General features: G+C 70.5%; 29 protein-coding genes. 23 read left to right on the plus strand and 6 right to left on the minus strand.

From position 1 onward, the window contains the following. Positions 1–6: 6 nt before the first annotated feature. The 12 genes from OIE75_RS29415 to OIE75_RS29470 all read left to right on the plus strand — a co-directional run bounded on the left by OIE75_RS29415 (position 7) and on the right by OIE75_RS29470 (position 6,355). Positions 7–504 (plus strand): hypothetical protein, encoded by a 498-nt coding sequence (locus OIE75_RS29415; protein WP_329472675.1) that lies wholly within the window; start codon positions 7–9, stop codon positions 502–504. Positions 505–626: 122 nt separating this feature from the next. Beyond that, entirely contained in the window at positions 627–1,415 is a 789-nt protein-coding gene (locus OIE75_RS29420) for a hypothetical protein (protein ID WP_329472676.1), read from the plus strand. Between the two features lie 78 nt (positions 1,416–1,493). Then, positions 1,494–2,480: a hypothetical protein gene (locus OIE75_RS29425; protein WP_329472677.1), complete on the plus strand. Its 987-nt coding sequence runs from the start codon at positions 1,494–1,496 to the stop codon at positions 2,478–2,480. Continuing rightward, a complete protein-coding gene (locus OIE75_RS29430) occupies positions 2,477–3,322 on the plus strand; it encodes a DNA-methyltransferase (RefSeq protein WP_329472678.1) in 846 nt (281 codons plus the stop codon). The genes OIE75_RS29425 and OIE75_RS29430 overlap by 4 nt, the downstream gene beginning before the upstream one ends. A gap of 2 nt (positions 3,323–3,324) precedes the next feature. Beyond that, positions 3,325–3,543 (plus strand): hypothetical protein, encoded by a 219-nt coding sequence (locus tag OIE75_RS29435; protein ID WP_329472679.1) that lies wholly within the window; start codon positions 3,325–3,327, stop codon positions 3,541–3,543. A gap of 304 nt (positions 3,544–3,847) precedes the next feature. Beyond that, a complete protein-coding gene (locus OIE75_RS29440; RefSeq protein ID WP_329472680.1) occupies positions 3,848–4,183 on the plus strand; it encodes a hypothetical protein in 336 nt (111 codons plus the stop codon). Further along, positions 4,180–4,359, plus strand: coding sequence for a hypothetical protein (locus tag OIE75_RS29445; RefSeq protein WP_329472681.1), 180 nt, complete (start codon positions 4,180–4,182; stop codon positions 4,357–4,359). The genes OIE75_RS29440 and OIE75_RS29445 overlap by 4 nt, the downstream gene beginning before the upstream one ends. A 50-nt stretch (positions 4,360–4,409) precedes the next feature. After that, positions 4,410–4,781 (plus strand): HIT family protein, encoded by a 372-nt coding sequence (locus OIE75_RS29450; protein WP_329472682.1) that lies wholly within the window; start codon positions 4,410–4,412, stop codon positions 4,779–4,781. After that, positions 4,778–4,978: a hypothetical protein gene (locus OIE75_RS29455; RefSeq protein WP_329472683.1), complete on the plus strand. Its 201-nt coding sequence runs from the start codon at positions 4,778–4,780 to the stop codon at positions 4,976–4,978. The genes OIE75_RS29450 and OIE75_RS29455 overlap by 4 nt, the downstream gene beginning before the upstream one ends. Positions 4,979–4,983: 5 nt before the next feature. Next, on the plus strand, positions 4,984–5,439 hold the full coding sequence (locus OIE75_RS29460; protein ID WP_329474080.1) for a LuxR C-terminal-related transcriptional regulator: 456 nt from the start codon (positions 4,984–4,986) through the stop codon (positions 5,437–5,439). Next, entirely contained in the window at positions 5,436–5,876 is a 441-nt protein-coding gene (locus OIE75_RS29465) for an SLOG family protein (RefSeq protein WP_329472684.1), read from the plus strand. Before OIE75_RS29460 ends, OIE75_RS29465 begins: the two co-directional genes overlap by 4 nt. Then, entirely contained in the window at positions 5,873–6,355 is a 483-nt protein-coding gene (locus OIE75_RS29470) for a hypothetical protein (protein WP_329472685.1), read from the plus strand. Before OIE75_RS29465 ends, OIE75_RS29470 begins: the two co-directional genes overlap by 4 nt. Before the next feature lie 44 nt (positions 6,356–6,399). Here OIE75_RS29470 and OIE75_RS29475 read toward each other — a convergent pair whose 3' ends face one another. The 6 genes from OIE75_RS29475 to OIE75_RS29500 all read right to left on the minus strand — a co-directional run bounded on the left by OIE75_RS29475 (position 6,400) and on the right by OIE75_RS29500 (position 10,577). Further along, positions 6,400–6,723: a hypothetical protein gene (locus OIE75_RS29475; RefSeq protein ID WP_329472686.1), complete on the minus strand. Its 324-nt coding sequence runs from the start codon at positions 6,721–6,723 to the stop codon at positions 6,400–6,402. A 127-nt stretch (positions 6,724–6,850) separates the two neighbouring features. Continuing rightward, positions 6,851–7,687 carry a hypothetical protein gene (locus OIE75_RS29480; protein ID WP_329472687.1) on the minus strand — a complete coding sequence of 279 codons (837 nt, stop codon included), beginning with the start codon at positions 7,685–7,687 and terminating at the stop codon, positions 6,851–6,853. A gap of 30 nt (positions 7,688–7,717) precedes the next feature. After that, the gene (locus OIE75_RS29485) at positions 7,718–8,251 is read right to left on the minus strand and encodes a helix-turn-helix domain-containing protein (RefSeq protein WP_329472688.1); all 534 of its coding nucleotides are present in this window, start codon (positions 8,249–8,251) and stop codon (positions 7,718–7,720) included. A 357-nt stretch (positions 8,252–8,608) separates the two neighbouring features. Further along, a complete protein-coding gene (locus OIE75_RS29490; protein WP_329472689.1) occupies positions 8,609–8,917 on the minus strand; it encodes a hypothetical protein in 309 nt (102 codons plus the stop codon). Positions 8,918–9,220: 303 nt separating this feature from the next. After that, the gene (locus OIE75_RS29495) at positions 9,221–9,982 is read right to left on the minus strand and encodes a GntR family transcriptional regulator (RefSeq protein ID WP_329472690.1); all 762 of its coding nucleotides are present in this window, start codon (positions 9,980–9,982) and stop codon (positions 9,221–9,223) included. A gap of 1 nt (position 9,983) precedes the next feature. Then, entirely contained in the window at positions 9,984–10,577 is a 594-nt protein-coding gene (locus tag OIE75_RS29500; RefSeq protein WP_329472691.1) for a UTRA domain-containing protein, read from the minus strand. A gap of 155 nt (positions 10,578–10,732) precedes the next feature. On the opposite strand from OIE75_RS29500, the gene OIE75_RS29505 reads away from it, so the two are divergent. The 11 genes from OIE75_RS29505 to OIE75_RS29555 all read left to right on the plus strand — a co-directional run bounded on the left by OIE75_RS29505 (position 10,733) and on the right by OIE75_RS29555 (position 14,336). Continuing rightward, the gene (locus OIE75_RS29505; protein ID WP_329472692.1) at positions 10,733–10,921 is read left to right on the plus strand and encodes a helix-turn-helix domain-containing protein; all 189 of its coding nucleotides are present in this window, start codon (positions 10,733–10,735) and stop codon (positions 10,919–10,921) included. Continuing rightward, complete coding sequence (locus OIE75_RS29510) at positions 10,921–11,628, plus strand: HNH endonuclease (protein WP_329472693.1); 708 nt, start codon at positions 10,921–10,923, stop codon at positions 11,626–11,628. Before OIE75_RS29505 ends, OIE75_RS29510 begins: the two co-directional genes overlap by 1 nt. Then, complete coding sequence (locus OIE75_RS29515; RefSeq protein WP_329472694.1) at positions 11,625–11,918, plus strand: hypothetical protein; 294 nt, start codon at positions 11,625–11,627, stop codon at positions 11,916–11,918. Before OIE75_RS29510 ends, OIE75_RS29515 begins: the two co-directional genes overlap by 4 nt. Next, positions 11,915–12,229: a hypothetical protein gene (locus tag OIE75_RS29520; protein ID WP_329472695.1), complete on the plus strand. Its 315-nt coding sequence runs from the start codon at positions 11,915–11,917 to the stop codon at positions 12,227–12,229. Before OIE75_RS29515 ends, OIE75_RS29520 begins: the two co-directional genes overlap by 4 nt. Continuing rightward, positions 12,226–12,384, plus strand: coding sequence for a hypothetical protein (locus OIE75_RS29525; protein ID WP_329472696.1), 159 nt, complete (start codon positions 12,226–12,228; stop codon positions 12,382–12,384). Before OIE75_RS29520 ends, OIE75_RS29525 begins: the two co-directional genes overlap by 4 nt. A gap of 183 nt (positions 12,385–12,567) precedes the next feature. Further along, a complete protein-coding gene (locus tag OIE75_RS29530; protein WP_329472697.1) occupies positions 12,568–12,792 on the plus strand; it encodes a hypothetical protein in 225 nt (74 codons plus the stop codon). Continuing rightward, the gene (locus OIE75_RS29535; RefSeq protein WP_329472698.1) at positions 12,792–12,968 is read left to right on the plus strand and encodes a pRL2-8; all 177 of its coding nucleotides are present in this window, start codon (positions 12,792–12,794) and stop codon (positions 12,966–12,968) included. Before OIE75_RS29530 ends, OIE75_RS29535 begins: the two co-directional genes overlap by 1 nt. A gap of 150 nt (positions 12,969–13,118) precedes the next feature. Then, the gene (locus OIE75_RS29540) at positions 13,119–13,322 is read left to right on the plus strand and encodes a hypothetical protein (RefSeq protein ID WP_329472699.1); all 204 of its coding nucleotides are present in this window, start codon (positions 13,119–13,121) and stop codon (positions 13,320–13,322) included. Positions 13,323–13,357: 35 nt separating this feature from the next. Next, positions 13,358–13,654, plus strand: coding sequence for a hypothetical protein (locus OIE75_RS29545; protein WP_329472700.1), 297 nt, complete (start codon positions 13,358–13,360; stop codon positions 13,652–13,654). 14 nt (positions 13,655–13,668) lie between these two features. Then, on the plus strand, positions 13,669–14,139 hold the full coding sequence (locus OIE75_RS29550) for a hypothetical protein (protein WP_329472701.1): 471 nt from the start codon (positions 13,669–13,671) through the stop codon (positions 14,137–14,139). After that, the gene (locus OIE75_RS29555; protein WP_329472702.1) at positions 14,139–14,336 is read left to right on the plus strand and encodes a DUF4236 domain-containing protein; all 198 of its coding nucleotides are present in this window, start codon (positions 14,139–14,141) and stop codon (positions 14,334–14,336) included. Before OIE75_RS29550 ends, OIE75_RS29555 begins: the two co-directional genes overlap by 1 nt. Positions 14,337–14,355: the final 19 nt, after the last annotated feature.

The raw sequence follows: 14,355 nt of genomic DNA on the forward strand, positions 1-14,355 counted from the left end.
GAACCGATGACCGAGCTCCACGACCACGAGCCCAAGCAGTTCTACTGGGACGCCGAGACCAACCACTGCCCGCACAAGCCGATCCCCGAGCGGAACACCGACGCCTGGGACCAGTGGATGACTCTGGGCCACCAGCCCTACGACAACGGCTCGGACCACGGCACCCTCTGCCTGTCCGCGCCCGCCGGCACCGCCTGCCCGGCTTGCTCCGCCGAGCACGGCGACATGGTGCCCTGGGAGCGCTGCGAGGGTCGCGACCACATCCGCCCGGCGAACGGCATCGCCCCCAACCCCGAGGTCGAGCACCAGGCGATCCCGGTCTGGGTCGGCAGCCTCGAATGCCTGGAACGGGAGTGCGAGGACTTCTTCACCGACGACGGCGACGAGAAGTTCGACGTCGAGACGTGCTCGCACGTCCGCGAGGAGACCGCGTGCTCCTGCCAGGCCCTCGGCTCGGGCGAGTACTCGCTGGGGGCGTGCCCGGCGCTGGCCCCCAGCCCGTGAACGCGGCAGTCCCGGCGTGCTCGTAACACGCCGGGACCTGCCCCGACCCTACCGCCGGGCCAGAGGGACCGGTGGTCCCGAAACCCCCGCCGCACACGCGGCCCAACCCCAGGAGAAACCCGATGAGCACACGCCACGTGGTGATGTGGTCCGGCGGGATCACGTCGTGGGCGACCGCCCGCCATGTCATCGCCGAACACGGCACGGCCAGCGTCACGCTGCTGTTCGCCGACACCCTCGCCGAGGACGAAGGGCTGCACGCCTTCAACGCTGCGGCCAGCGCGCAGCTCGGCGTGCCGATCACCCGCGTCGCCGACGGCCGCGACCCCTGGCAGGTCTTCGAGGACAAGCGCTGGCTCGGCAACACCCGCGTCGCCCAGTGCTCGATGGAGCTGAAGCTGAAGCCCTGCCGCGACTGGCTGAACGCCAACGCCGGGAACTTCGCCGACACCACGCTGTACGTCGGCATCGACTGGACCGAGACCGAACGCCTGCCCGCCATCGTCAAGGGCTGGGCCCCGTGGGCCGTGGACGCCCCGCTGACTCGGCCGCCGTACCGCGACAAGCGGCAGCTCCTCGACGACGCCCGTGCCGCTGGCCTGCCGGTGCCTCGCCTGTACGGGCTGGGCTTCGCGCACAACAACTGCGGCGGAGCCTGCGTGAAGGGCGGCCAGGCGCAGTGGGCGCGGCTGCTGAAGGTCTTCCCCGAGCGGTACGCCCGCGCCGAGGCCGCCGAGATCAAGATGCGGACGCTGCTCGGCAAGGACGTGTCGATACTCCGCGACCGCACCGGCGGCGACACGAAGCCGCTGACGCTGACCGTGCTCCGCTCTCGCATCGAGGAGCAGCCCGACCAGCTCGACCTGTTCGACGAAGGTGGCTGCGGCTGCTTCACCGACCTTGCCGCCTGAATGCCAGTGGCCCGGGGCGCGCCGTTACCGCGCCCCGGGCCTGGCCCTGATCATCCCACCCCGACCCTTGGAGACCCGATGACCGACCAGACCACCGAGCCGCACTTCGGCAGCCCGGACTGCACCTGCATCCCGTACACCCGGAAGTACGGGACCCCCCGCTACTGCGGCCCGAACGAGACCGTGGACGACATCAGTGGCTGGGAGCGCGGCACCGACTGCCCGCACCACGCCCCGGCTGCCCCGCTGCCGCCCGCCGACCAGACCGCGCTCCGGGACCGCATCACCACCGCGATCAGCAAGTGGCATCGCGACCCCGAGCAGCCGCTGTACGAGCAGGGAGCCGACGCGGTGCTGGCCGAGCTGGCGTCCCTCGCGGTCAACGCTGGCCGGGCACTCCAAGACGAGAAGCGGCACTACGAGATCGCGTGCAGGGAGAACACCCGGCTGCGCGCCGAGCTGGAGAGCGAGCGTGACGCCTCCCGCCGACTGCTTGCCCAGCGCCAGGAGATGGCTGAGGAGCGGTACGCCTGGCAGCAGCGGGGCGACCGCGCCGAGGCCGAGGTGAAGCGGCTCCGCGCCGACCGGGCCGCCGTCCTCGAAAGCGAGGCCGCGCTGATCCTGAAGCACTGCCCCGATCACGGGCCGCAGGACCAGGACGGCGTGTGGATGGACTGCCACTGCGCCGTGGTCGACGACATGCGGAAGCGCGCCGCCGAGCTGCGTCGTGTGGCCGACGAGACGGCAGCCACCGAGACGCACGCGTGCAAGCTCTGCAGCCTTGCCGCAGACGCCACCGAATACCGCATCCCCGTACCCGAGGACGGCGGTACAACCCTCCTCCTCCGGCGCCAGAACCTCGCCCACGGAACCGGATGGGCGGCGACCGCCCCCGGCTACGGCGGCGGCCGAGCCTGGACCACAGAGGGATGGCAGGACTCCATCAGCGCCCTCAGCGTCGACCGCCTCTTCTGCTGGCCCGACGCCCCTACCGCAGCCGACGAAGCACGCCGCGCCCTAGCCGCCGATGGCCCCGCGCGCGGCGAGCAGGAGGATGGACAGTGACCAAGCCGTACTGGGAAGACACGGACGCCGGACTGGCTCTCTACCACGGCGACATGCGCGAGCTCCTGCCCCAGCTGGAACTGCAGGCGGATCTGATCCTTGCTGACCCGCCCTACGCCGAGACCAGCCTCAAGTGGGACCGGTGGCCCGACGGCTGGCTCACCACCGCAGCGAAGCACGCACGGAGCATGTGGTGCTTCGGCAGCCAGCGCATGTTCTTCGACCGCCTCCACGAATTCCGCGCCGAGGACTGGCACCTCAGCCAGGACGTCGTCGGCAAGGATCCCGACGGACAGCCCGTCTTCGGCGACGTCCACTTCATCTGGGAGAAGACCGTCGGATCTTCCGCTGTCGCCGACCGCTTCCGCCGGGTCCACGAACACGCCCTCCACTGGTACCGCGGCCCCTGGCGCGACGTCCATCACGAGGCGCAGCGGGAACGCCGGCACGGCCGTAACCAGTCCACCCGGCGCTCCGGCTACAAGGGTCCGCATCTGGGCACCTACAACGCGCGGTCGTGGGCGGATGACGGCACGCGTCTGTTGACCTCGATGATCCAGACGTCTGGCATGCGGGGCAAGGCGATCCATCCCACGCAGAAGCCCTTGAAGATCGCTGAGCCGCTCATTCGCTACGGTTGCCCGCCCGGTGGCCTTGTCCTTGACGTCTTCTCCGGATCCGGCGTCGGTCTAGAAGCAGCACGGCAGTCCGGGCGCCGGTGCATTGCTATCGAGGCGCGTGAGGAGTACTGCGAGCGCATTGCTCGGCGCCTGTCTGAGATGCCTCTATTCATCGCCGAGCCTGTGCCCGCCGCCGGGGCGCGGCAGGACGAGGAGGTGTGACCATGGCCCAGCACGTCACCAAGGTGGCACCCGCCCTGCGCGGGCTGGATCACCTCCTCGTCAGCAAGCGACACCTGCGGGCCGCCCGACGGTGGCCGTGGGCCTGGTGGTGCACCTGCCGCGACGGGCACGGCGCCGCGAAGACGGAGACCGAAGCCGAGCAGCAGGCCGCCGCGCACCGGGCCGCCGCCGGGGCGCGGCAGGACGAGGCGCAGCGGTGAGCCTCGCCGGCCGCCGTGCCGCTGCCCTCGCCGTCCTGTCCCGCCGCCAGCCTCCCGCCGGGCAATTCCCGGGGGAGACCCGCCCGTCGGGGGACCTGCCGACGGATTGGCGGGAGGCGCTCGCCTACCTCGACGCCCGGGACCGAACGGAGGCCGGGGAGGAGCCTCCGCCCGCGTGACCGCCGCGCGGGGCGCTGTGTGCCCGTCTCAGCGCCCCGCACCTGCCCGACGCCCCCTCGCGGCGCCGAAACCCTCCCCAGAGCCTCACAGAGGCGCACAGAGCTTTCGATCACCAGGAGACGACATGACCCCCGCCGACGAACTCCGCACCGCCGCCGAGAAGCTGAGGCAGGACGCCGCTGCCGCGCACCGGGCATCGCCCTCCCCGTGGAACGTCACCGACGAGAACGTCGTCCGCTGCGCCGACGGCATGATCGTCGCCGACCGGTCCGGCACCGGCCACCCCGCCGAACGCGCCGACCTCCCGTACATCGCCGCCATGCACCCCGGAGTTGGCGCCGCCCTCGCCGCGTGGCTGGAGAGCTGGACCGGCATCGAGATGTACGAGGCCCACGCCCTTCCCGAGGACGCCCGCCACGCCCTCGCGGTCGCCCGAGCGATCAACGGCACCGCGCCGTGACCGCGGACCCGCTCCCGTTCTGCGACCCCCTGTGGACCGACGACTGGGAGCCCGGCGACCGCCCGCCCAGCGCCTTCGACCTTCGGCAAGCCGAGATACGGGACCTCAAACGCCAACGCGCCGGAACCAAAGCGCTCTGGACCGCCGACACCGTTCCCACCAGCCACTACCTCTGACCCGCCGCCGCCCCACACCTGAGGCGGCGGCCCGAGAAAGGCCCAGCATCATGACCGAACAGCCCTGCCCGTTCTGCGAGATCAACGCCGGACGCTCCCCGGCCACGTTCATTCACGAGTGGGCCGACGCCTTCGCGATCACCCCGCTCAAGCCTGTCGTCGACGGCCACACCTTGATCATCCCCAAGAGTCACGTCACCGACTTCGCGGACGACCCCGACGTAACCGGGGTGACCGCCCGGCGGGCGGCACAGCTCTGCCGGGAGCTAGACCTGGTGCACGCCAACCTCATCACCAGCCGAGGCGTGCACGCCACGCAGTCCGTGACGCATCTTCACCTGCACCTCGTGCCCCGCGCCGAGAACGACGGCCTGGCTCTGCCCTGGTACAGCGGGCGCGGCGGGAAGCGGGTGCACTCGTGACCGGCCGCCCGCTGCCGCATGTGCAGCCGTCGGCGCGGGTGTGGCAGATCCTCCGCCGCTGCTACCCCGGACAGTCCCCGGCCGCCGTCCTCGAACGCGCGCTGATCATGCTCGCCACCGCCGACGGCAACCTCACACCCAGCGGGCAGCTGAAGGCCGGCATCGGCGGGCGGCCCGCAGGACGGAGGCAGCCGTGACCGAGATGCCGTCCCGTGAGCTGGAGGTGCTGAAGCTGATGGCCGACGGCTTCACCTACGAGGAGATCGCCGAACAGCTGTCCATCGGCGTCGGCGGAGCGAAGGGTGCTGCGAGTCGCATGATGATGCGGCTCGGCGCCCTCAACGCCCCGAACGCCGTCTTCCTCGCCGTCCAGCAGGGAATCCTCCCCGGCCGTGCCAAGCGGCGCCCAGGACCCCCACGGCAGCCACTCACCCCCAGGCAAGCCGAAGTGCTCGACGCCGCCGCAGACGGGGCCAGCCTCACCGTCGTCGCCGCTCGTCTCGGCACCAAGCGAGAGCAGGTTGCAGCCAGCCTCTCCGGCGCCTACCTCCGCCTCGGCGTCCACCAGCATCCGCGAACCGAACGCCGCGCCGCCGCCGTCGCCGAAGCCCGCCACCGCGGACTCATCCCACCCGCCCAACAGGAGCGTGCCGCATGACCCCGTACCGCGTCCTCGTCACCGGCAGCCGGGACTGGCCCGCGCCCGAGACGGTGTGGACTGCCCTCAACGACGTCCGCACCGAGACGCTCCTCGCAGGCCGACCGCTGATCGTCGTCCACGGCGCCTGCCCGACCGGCGCCGACCTGCACGCAGCCCAGTGGGCCGACGTCGCCAGTCAGTTCACCCGCCAGGTCACCGCCGAACACCACCCCGCCCAAGGCCACCCAACGCAGAACTTCGGACCGTGGCCGGAAGCCGGACCTCGCCGCAACGCCTACATGGTCAGCCTCGGCGCAGACCTCTGCCTCGCCTTCGCAGGCCCTTGCACCAGGCCCCGCTGCCACAGGCCACGACCACACCCCAGCCACGGAGCCAGCCACTGCGCCCGCCTCGCCGAAGCCGCTGGCATCCCCGTTCGAAGGAGCGCCGCATGACCGATCTGCCGACTAGCCTGCCCTGCAAGCACGCGCGCCTGCGGCAGGTGCACGGCCCGCACGGCTGGGAGCCGCAGCCCGGCATGGATCCTGTCCACTGCCCCGGCCACGGCCAGCCCGCAGCGACCGAAGCGACCGACGCCGCGGCCCTGCGCCGCCTTGAGTCCTGTGCGGTGATCGCCGCCCTCAAAGCCCTCCACGCCCAAGGAGAAGGCGGCCTGCCCATGCCCGCCGTCGAAGCCATGGCCAAAGCTGTCGTCGCCGAGACCGCCCCCGACCTGGGCCGATACCGGGAGTGGCTGGCCCGCGAGTTGGCCAAGGCCGAACACGCCGACCAGGTCACCCGCGACCGCGGCGGCATCCCCGACGAGCTGCGGATCAGCCCGCACAACGGGATCGCCGCCGGACTCCGCACCGCACTCGCCGGCCTCGACCAGCACCTCGGAGCGATGGGCGCCGAAACCGGTCGCCGCGCGTGACGAAGCCCCGCCACCTCTCCGGAGGGGCGGGGCTTTCGTCGCGCTCAGAACCGGCCGGTGCAGGCCAGGCACACGTGCGACCGCGCCCAGGCCGCGTGCTGCTCCTCCGCCCACTGCGACGCCTTGAACACCAGCCCGCCCCAGCCGGCGCCACCAAGGACGATCAGCAGGCCGAGCAGGATCGCCCCCTCGGCGAGCACCACGACGCCGACAGCGATCGCGGCCAGCGCCGCCCAATACGACACTTTCGGCTTCGACGGCGGCGCGTAGTCGACCTTCAGCGGCGAATCCGACGGCAGGCTCCGCCAGTAATGCGGAAGATCAGCAACGTTCGGAGAGGAACATTTCGGCGACGGGCAAGCGATCACGGCAACCCCCGAGGTGCGGCGCGGTAGAGGCAGCAGCGTCCGGGGGTACCGGCCGGTACAGCAAGGCGGATGCGGGAGGTGTGGGCTGGGCCACAACCCGGCAGCCCCGCCCACCACATTCGTCGCTCTAGGCGAACCGTCCTCCGCCCGAACGAGCCGCACCGTGCCGGCCCTTGCCGGGTCGCGCTGCGTGGGCTGCCTGTACCTGGTCCGCGGCGAACAACGACTCCCCGCCCCGCCCTGGCGCGCGCCCGACGGCTTCCAGGCCCCAGCGGGACATCTGCTTGCGGGCCGAGCCGTTCGCCGACTTGCCCGTGTAGCCGAGGTGGTCGGCGACCTGGCTGATCGTCCACCGGTCGTAGGTGCGGGCGGCGTAGGCGTCGATGTCGTCCACGTGCCACAACGGCAGGCGGCCGTCGAGGGCGTGGTGCCGTGGCTCGGGCAGGTGGCCGACCTTCCACAGCAGGCTCCACCCCGTCGGCGACATGACCAGTTGGTGGGTGTCGGCGAGGTAGGAGCGGACCGTGTCCAGCGACAGGCAGCGGTCGTCGCGGGCGGCGTCGGCGGAGGGGACGCGTTCGTCGAGGGTGGTGAGGCTGTCGCGGGATCCGGCGATGGGGTACACGTCGTGGGCGAGGCCGTGGGCCTGGCGTTCCAGCCACTCCTCGGGCGGGGTGACGGAGTCGGCGCGCAGCGCGGTGGGGCGGATCACGGTGGTGACGGGCTGGGTGGCGATGGTGTCGGCTTCGGGGCCGGTGCCGTACCGCCAGGCGTAGTTCGGGGCGTCGCCCTTGGTCTTGCCGGTGGCGCACAGGATGCCGATGGGCCGATGACCAGCGGAGGCGTGGATGGCTTCGGCGAACGCGCGGGCCTTCGGGGTGAGGGTGTCGAGGTCGACGGTGTCGGTGAAGGCCTCGGTGCCGTCTGCGGTGCGGCGGATGTTGAGGGGGACGAGGGTGGGCATGGCGGCGTCTCCGGCTGTGGTGGCGGGTGGTCAGGCGGCGAGCTGGGCGCGGATCTGCTTGGCCAGGTCGATGACCGTGTCCATCGGGATGGCTGCGGTCGGCTGGTGCTTGATGCGGAGCCGGCCCTGGTCGAGGAAGGCGATGCCGTTGACGATCTCGTCGGGGCCTTCCTCGATCTGGTCGGTGATGGTGATCTGGGAGCCGGTGAGGGCGATGAGGGTGGCGGTGCGGTCTCCGTCGTCGGTGATGGCGTTGAGGCGGTCGGCGAAGAGCGGGGCGAGGCCGGTGATGGTGGTCCAGGTGTAGCCGGTCTTGCGGGTGCGGGTCTTCGTCGTGGTGGTGACCGTGGTGTCGGCGTGGGTGTAGGTGCCGGCGAGGTTGATGGTCACGGGGTTGGCCTTCCTGGTGCGCATGGCGCCGATGGTGATGCGGGCGGCGAGGGAGGTGGTGTCGATGATCCAGCGGCCGGCCTGCTTGGTGGCGGCGATGACGCCGCGGCGGCACCAGGTGCGGATGGTGGCGGTGGTGACCCGGGCTTCGGTGGCGGCGGCGGTGGTGTTCATCGTGTCCCCCTTGGTTCGATGACTCCATAATGCCGCACCGTGAGGCGTTATGGCAAGGGGGGTGAAGCCAACCAACCCCCGACAACACAAGCCCAAAACGCGAAACTGCCCGCCACCAGCAGAAAGCCGATGGCGGGCAGAGAGGACCCGCACGAAAGACCAGCCAACCCCGCAGCGGCGGGGAGCAAGGGCACATCACCAGAAACGCACGTTCCGGCCTCGGGCCACCCCCGCCAGCGCGGGGAGCAGACGCCGGTCACCCGACGCACCGTCACCATGCCACGCCCCACCAGCAGAACGCAGCCGAACGCGCGACTGAGGCCCCCGCCCGGATCGGGTGGGGGCCTCGTCGTCTGCTCAGCCGCGGGGCGCCGGAACCTCCGACAGCTGGTACGGCTCAGGCAGTGGCGGCAGTGGCACCCGCAACACCGCCCCCAGCATCGCCCGCGCCATCAACTCCCACTCCGCATCCGGCCGGCCCGCCGGCTTCACGAACAGCAGCGTCCCGTCTTCGCGGACGTAGGTGCCGCCTGTGAACCCCGGGCCCGCCTCCAGGGCGGTCACCGTCACGCCGTACTCATCGAGGAGCTCGGCGAGTGGTGCGTTGAGGAGACGGCTGGGGGAGGGCTTCCGCTGGGCGTCAGGGCAGGCTTGCGCTAAAGTCATGGCGTACTCCAGTTCCTTGGGTGGGATTGGTGAACAGCGAGTGGCGACTCGCTGGTGAAGAACAGGCCGGGCGTTGGTAGCGCCCGGCCGTTCACGTTGTTGGGCTAGCCAGCTGCTTTCCGGCGCGGCGGAGTGTGTCGTGTGCTCGAAGACTCAGACATGCCGCTCCTAACCGAGTGTGTGGCGTGTGCCACTCTCGGGAGTGACTGTAAGAGGTTAATTGAGAGGTTGGCAATCCTCGCGCTTGCCTCATAAGGCAGAGAGCCCCGACGCCTCGGCGTCGGGGCTCTCTGTTGGTGCAGGTCAGAACTCGTACTCCAGCTCGTACAGGTGGCCCGCCTTGATCATGAATTCCGCCTGGATAGGTCGGTCGCCCACGCTGTAGGTCACCCGGAACTGACGCAGCACCGGCAGCTTCGTCGGCATCTTCAGTGCCCGCTGCTGCTGCGGTGTCGGCCATCGAGCAGCGACCTTGTCCACGCACCGCACAGGCGGCAAGCCGGCCTCGGCGAGCACGCGCCCCGCCCCGCCCTTGATGCGTCGGCGCTCCTCGATCGGAGTCCCCTCCGTAAGATCGAGAGGGAAGTAGACCTCCACCAACTCGCACGGCTCCTCGTCGAGGTACATCACCTGCCGACGAAGAACCGCGGCCTCGCCCTCACCCATCCCGAGAGCTTCACGGACAAGGCGCGGCGGCACGACCTTGTCGACGTCTAGCAGCTCGGACCTTCCAGTCATGCCCTTGCGTTCCGCAGCGGCGATCCACTGATACTTGCCGCCATCGGCGGGTGGGGTCTTGTACTCCGCCGGCGTCATGGTGCGCTGTCGGTGCTCGCGAGCGAAGATGCCGGCGCCGCGACGGCTGTAGACCAGCCCCTCGCGTTCCAGGATCTCCATCGCATTCTTGATCGTCTGGGCGGCGGCGCCGAATCGTTCGTTCAGCTTGCGGCTGGAGGGGAGCGCCTCGCCTGGGGGGAAGTCGCCGTTCAGGATGCCGTCGCGCAGGTAGGCGGCGATCTGGTCCTGAACTGGCCAGACGGTGTCTTCTGGGGGTGTCTCTGTCACGTCAGTCGACCTTCATTGAGTAGTGGAGCCGCCCAATGCGGCCGGGGCTGACCATGACTGACACCTCGTAGGGGTGTCCGTCCGGTGCGGTGATCGTGCGGGTGAGGGTCAGGACCCATTCGCTGTTGCTCGGTAGGTTCAGCGCTTCAGCTTCCTCCTTCGTGGGGGGCCTGGTTTGGACGTCTTCGTCGACGACGGCGGGGCTGTAGCCCAGGTCGGCGAGCAGGCTGGCGGCGCCACCTCGGATCTTTCCGGTGCCAGCCAGGGCGGTCCCTGTGGCGAACTCTGCGGGCCAGTAGGACTGGGCGAATTCGATCGGCTCGTCGTCGAGCAGGATCAATCGTTGGCGGGTGACGACGGGTGAGCCAGCCGGGATCCCGAGGCTGTCGGCGACCCCGCGAGGTGCTGGCGTCTCGCCAGCCCCGAGGATGCGCTGACTGCCTTTGCGGCCACGCTTTGCCGCTTCGGCGCCCCACGCATCGCCCTTGCCGCCCTCGATGTAGGGCGCTGACGAGCCGATCCACCGGTCCTGTGTCACTCCGGGCCCTCTCTGGTGCGCAACGTCTCTTGAGGCATCCATCAGTTTCTCCACCATAAGCCCACGTCAACTGGGGCCGGAGGGCTTACGAGAGTGCCTGACTTGCACGAGAAGCTTGCTACCTCTCAAGAGACGTGTCACAGTCATCTCAAGCAACCCCGACTCCTGGATTGGAGAACCAGATGCTGCCTGCGGCCCAAAAGCTGCTCACCGTGGCGGAGACCGCAGTCCTGCTGCGGGTTTCCAAGCCGACGATCTACCGCTGGGCCGCCAGTGGATACCTGCCGTCGATCCAGTACGGGCAGCCCCGCGCCGAGGGCGAGACCCGGCGTGGTGGAGCCATCCGAATCCCGAGCAGCGCGGTGGATTCGCTACTCGCCCTGGAAGACGAGGCCGCCTGATGAGCACTCTGCCTACTGCGCCGTTCGAAGGCATGAAGCCGGTGACGCTTCCAGATGGGACGCAGCACCGACTCACCGAGAAGCAACTGCACCGGCTCTGGGGTTCCGTCGAGCCCAACAGGGACGGCTGTTGGATCTGGACCGGCCAGCGGACGAAGCTCGACTACGGACGCTTCAGCCTGCGGCGGAAGATTCTTCCTGTCTACCGAGTCACCTACATGGTGCTGGTTGGCGAGATCCCCGCAGGGCTGCACCTCGATCACCTCTGCCGCGTCCATGCATGCTGCAATCCCGCGCACCTTGAGCCGGTGACCTGCCGGGAGAACATCCTCCGCTCGCCGATAGCGCGCGCCGCGATCAACTCCCGCAAGACCCACTGCCAGAAGGGGCACGAGTTCACCCCTGAGAACACGGTTGTGGTGCCCACCGGGCGCGGTTGCCTCACGTGCCAGCGCGAGCGCGGTCGGCGCCGGTACGCGGAGGAGAAGGCACGTCCCTACACCGTCGAGGTCCCCAGCCACAGCAAGCAGGGGCAGCGACGAGAGGATCCCGAAGTCTGCGTCCACGGCCACGACTTCACGCCCGAGAACACCTACATCGATCCGCGCGGCACCAAGCGCTGTCGGACGTGCCGAACGTTGCAGGACCGTCGCCAGCGCGCCAAGCAGAAGCAGACGCGTAACAACGCACCGAAGGAGTCGTCATGACCATCGACCATGCCCGCGCTCCGTTCACGTTGGAGAGCCGGACCGCCCCGCTCCCGCCAGCCGCCGTCGAGGCGCTGGCCCGCACGCTCCCGCACTTCCCGCTGGTTCAGGCGGTCACCGAGTACGAGACGGCTGCGGTGCATGCTGCGCAGCTCGCCGGCCTCGCCGAGTCGGGCCGCATGTCGGACCTGGACGCCCGGTCGCTCGCCGAGGCCGAGAACGTCATGGCCGCCGCCCACACCGTCCTGAAGCAGGCCGGCCAGCTGCACCTGATCGGGGTGACGGCGTGACCGGGCCGGACGAGCGGAACCTCCTCGTCTTCGCCCTTTACCACGCGCTGGTGGCGTCGTCCCCGGACGACGGGGACCGGGCCGGGATGGTGACGCTGCGCCTCGCGGACGGCCGGTACGTCGGTGACGTGTGGCTGTCGACGCCGGACCTGAAGCGGATCACGGGCCGGGTGAACGGCGACGAGTCGGACCTGCCCGCCGTGGACGACGCCGACGTCAAGGCCATGGTGTGCGCCGCCGAGAGCTTCCTGGGCGCACCCGCAGCCGAAGCGCCGGCCGTGACGCAGAAGAAGCGGCGGTGGTTTCGGTGAGCCGCGAGATCCTCGCCGACTTCCCGGCCGGCAACCCGCGCGGCAGCTGGCCGGCGGAGGAGAAGGCCGCCGAGTTCACCGCCCAGGGCCAGCCCGCAACCGTCCGCATGGACCTCGACTCCGACCGGTTCGTGGTCGTGAGGGCCGAGTCGTGAGCGCCGAGCACGAGCGGGCGAAGACGCCCCTTCCCGTCCGGCCGCCGCGCCCCCACCCCCAGGGCTGACGCCCACCCCCTAGACCGCCGCGGTCGGCGGTGTCCAACCCCCGTCCCGCCGGCCGCGGCATACCACCCCCGCATCACCCCCCGCCTGCACCTACAGCCGAAAGGGCTACCTGCCATGTCTCCGTTCATCTCCGACGCCGACCTTGCCCGCACCGACCTCGGCCAGCGCGTCCGGTCCACGACCACGATCGCCGACCTGTTCGGCGACGACTTCGGGCGGGCGCTGCACCGGGAGACCGTCTACTCGGTGCCGCTCGCCGAGCGCCAGACGTGCCCGATCCACCTGGACTGGGTGACCGGCTGCACCGACCTCCACCTCCACCACCCGGCCGCCGCCTGATGGCGTTGCGGCGCCCGGTTCCGCCGGGGGAGTGCCGCCAGTGCTGGACCCACGCCTACGACCCGGACATTCACCGCAGGCTCGGCCCGCGCGAGGACTGCCCGCAGTGCGTGGCCCACATGGGCGGTGACCACGGCGGCCAGATCGTCCCGAAGAAGAAGTCGATCTGGCGGTGACACGACAGCCCACCGACCGCCGGGGCGCGTAACCCCCAGCCGCGCCCCGGCACCCCCGAGCTGACCGGCTGCCCGCCGGGCCCGTCTCGCACGGACCCGGTCGAGGGGAACCGCGCCAGCGCTTCCAACCCCAACCCGAGAGGAGGCCTGATGGGCGTGTTCAAGAAGACCGCCGAGGAGAAGGCCAACATCGCCGCGATGCGGGCCGCCGACCGCCGCCTCAACGAGAACTCCGACCGCGAGCGCCGCGCCGGCATCCGCGACGAGACCCCCGAGTACCAGCGCCTCAACCAGGACGCCAACGCCGCCGCGGCAAAGGTGTCGTTCTGGCACGGCGGCACCAAGCGCCGCTGATCGTCGGCCCACCCCCGCATGCGAGAGGAGCCCCAGTGCACCCCTACCTGATCACTGCGAAGCCTGGGCGGCTGCATCGGGCCGCCGTCTGGGCGGGCCGGTGTGTGCTGCGGGCCCTCGCCCTGGCGGTGATGGTCGGCCTCGGCACGGTCGTGTTCACGGTCCGCTGCACCCGGCCCGTCATCAACTACCTGGCCATCCGTGCCGCGTGGCTGGAGCTGTGGGCCGCGTCCGTGACCGGCATCGGCCCTGTCGGTGCCGCGGTCGGATCCGGGCTGACCGACGAGTTCATCCGCGAATTCCACAAGGCGCGCACCAGCGCGCCCACCTAGAAAGGAAGATCCGCATGCTCCGGAAGCCCCGCTGGTCGGTCACCTGGCCGACCCGCCCGAACGGCGTCTACACCGTGCTGGTTCGCGCCGCCGACCCCACGGATGCCGTCCGTGTCGCCGCCGCCCTGGACCTGCCCGTCACCGACGAGTACGCCCTGGCGTTCGACTACGAGCCGCAGGTGTGGCGGCTGCAGTGCCCCTACCGTCTGCGCTCCCACCCCGTGGCGGGCCCGGACTTCCCGGACACCGTGCCGGGGGAGGTCGGTTTCACTCCGGAGCCGATCGACCTGGACGCGGTTGCCGCCAAGGCGATGGGGGCGGTGAAGGCAGGCGACGCCGTCGGGAACAGCATGGACGAGATCCGGGCCGCGGTCGGTCAGGTTCTCGGCGGGCTGACCGGTGCGCAGGTCGAGGACGTTCTGGCCCGGGTCGTTGCCGAGGTGGACGAGATCAACGCGTACACGTGGGGCGAGACGGCCGTCTGATGCCGGTCACGTTCCGCAAGAGCTTCCGGATCCTGCCCGGCGTCCGCCTCAACATCAACCGGCGCAGATGGTCGATCACGGTCGGGCCCCGCAACGGGCCGAAGCGCACATGGTCCAGCACGGGGACCACCACCACATCCATGGACCTGCCCGGGCCCTTCGGCTACCGGACCACCCGCCGCCGCAACCAGCGCTGACTGAAAGGACACCGAACCG

This window comes from Streptomyces sp. NBC_01723, assembly GCF_036246005.1.
GTDB lineage: Bacteria > Actinomycetota > Actinomycetes > Streptomycetales > Streptomycetaceae > Streptomyces.

Bases quoted from the DNA above. Each gene is read 5' to 3' on its own strand.
- OIE75_RS29415 (WP_329472675.1), top strand. From the start codon at position 7: ATGACCGAGCTCCACGACCACGAGCCCAAGCAGTTCTACTGGGACGCC.
- OIE75_RS29420 (WP_329472676.1), top strand. From the start codon at position 627: ATGAGCACACGCCACGTGGTGATGTGGTCCGGCGGGATCACGTCGTGG.
- OIE75_RS29425 (WP_329472677.1), top strand. From the start codon at position 1,494: ATGACCGACCAGACCACCGAGCCGCACTTCGGCAGCCCGGACTGCACC.
- OIE75_RS29435 (WP_329472679.1), top strand. From the start codon at position 3,325: ATGGCCCAGCACGTCACCAAGGTGGCACCCGCCCTGCGCGGGCTGGAT.
- OIE75_RS29440 (WP_329472680.1), top strand. From the start codon at position 3,848: ATGACCCCCGCCGACGAACTCCGCACCGCCGCCGAGAAGCTGAGGCAG.
- OIE75_RS29450 (WP_329472682.1), top strand. From the start codon at position 4,410: ATGACCGAACAGCCCTGCCCGTTCTGCGAGATCAACGCCGGACGCTCC.
- OIE75_RS29460 (WP_329474080.1), top strand. From the start codon at position 4,984: ATGCCGTCCCGTGAGCTGGAGGTGCTGAAGCTGATGGCCGACGGCTTC.
- OIE75_RS29465 (WP_329472684.1), top strand. From the start codon at position 5,436: ATGACCCCGTACCGCGTCCTCGTCACCGGCAGCCGGGACTGGCCCGCG.
- OIE75_RS29470 (WP_329472685.1), top strand. From the start codon at position 5,873: ATGACCGATCTGCCGACTAGCCTGCCCTGCAAGCACGCGCGCCTGCGG.
- OIE75_RS29480 (WP_329472687.1), bottom strand. From the start codon at position 7,687: ATGCCCACCCTCGTCCCCCTCAACATCCGCCGCACCGCAGACGGCACC.
- OIE75_RS29485 (WP_329472688.1), bottom strand. From the start codon at position 8,251: ATGAACACCACCGCCGCCGCCACCGAAGCCCGGGTCACCACCGCCACC.
- OIE75_RS29490 (WP_329472689.1), bottom strand. From the start codon at position 8,917: ATGACTTTAGCGCAAGCCTGCCCTGACGCCCAGCGGAAGCCCTCCCCC.
- OIE75_RS29500 (WP_329472691.1), bottom strand. From the start codon at position 10,577: ATGGTGGAGAAACTGATGGATGCCTCAAGAGACGTTGCGCACCAGAGA.
- OIE75_RS29510 (WP_329472693.1), top strand. From the start codon at position 10,921: ATGAGCACTCTGCCTACTGCGCCGTTCGAAGGCATGAAGCCGGTGACG.
- OIE75_RS29515 (WP_329472694.1), top strand. From the start codon at position 11,625: ATGACCATCGACCATGCCCGCGCTCCGTTCACGTTGGAGAGCCGGACC.
- OIE75_RS29530 (WP_329472697.1), top strand. From the start codon at position 12,568: ATGTCTCCGTTCATCTCCGACGCCGACCTTGCCCGCACCGACCTCGGC.
- OIE75_RS29535 (WP_329472698.1), top strand. From the start codon at position 12,792: ATGGCGTTGCGGCGCCCGGTTCCGCCGGGGGAGTGCCGCCAGTGCTGG.
- OIE75_RS29540 (WP_329472699.1), top strand. From the start codon at position 13,119: ATGGGCGTGTTCAAGAAGACCGCCGAGGAGAAGGCCAACATCGCCGCG.
- OIE75_RS29550 (WP_329472701.1), top strand. From the start codon at position 13,669: ATGCTCCGGAAGCCCCGCTGGTCGGTCACCTGGCCGACCCGCCCGAAC.
- OIE75_RS29555 (WP_329472702.1), top strand. From the start codon at position 14,139: ATGCCGGTCACGTTCCGCAAGAGCTTCCGGATCCTGCCCGGCGTCCGC.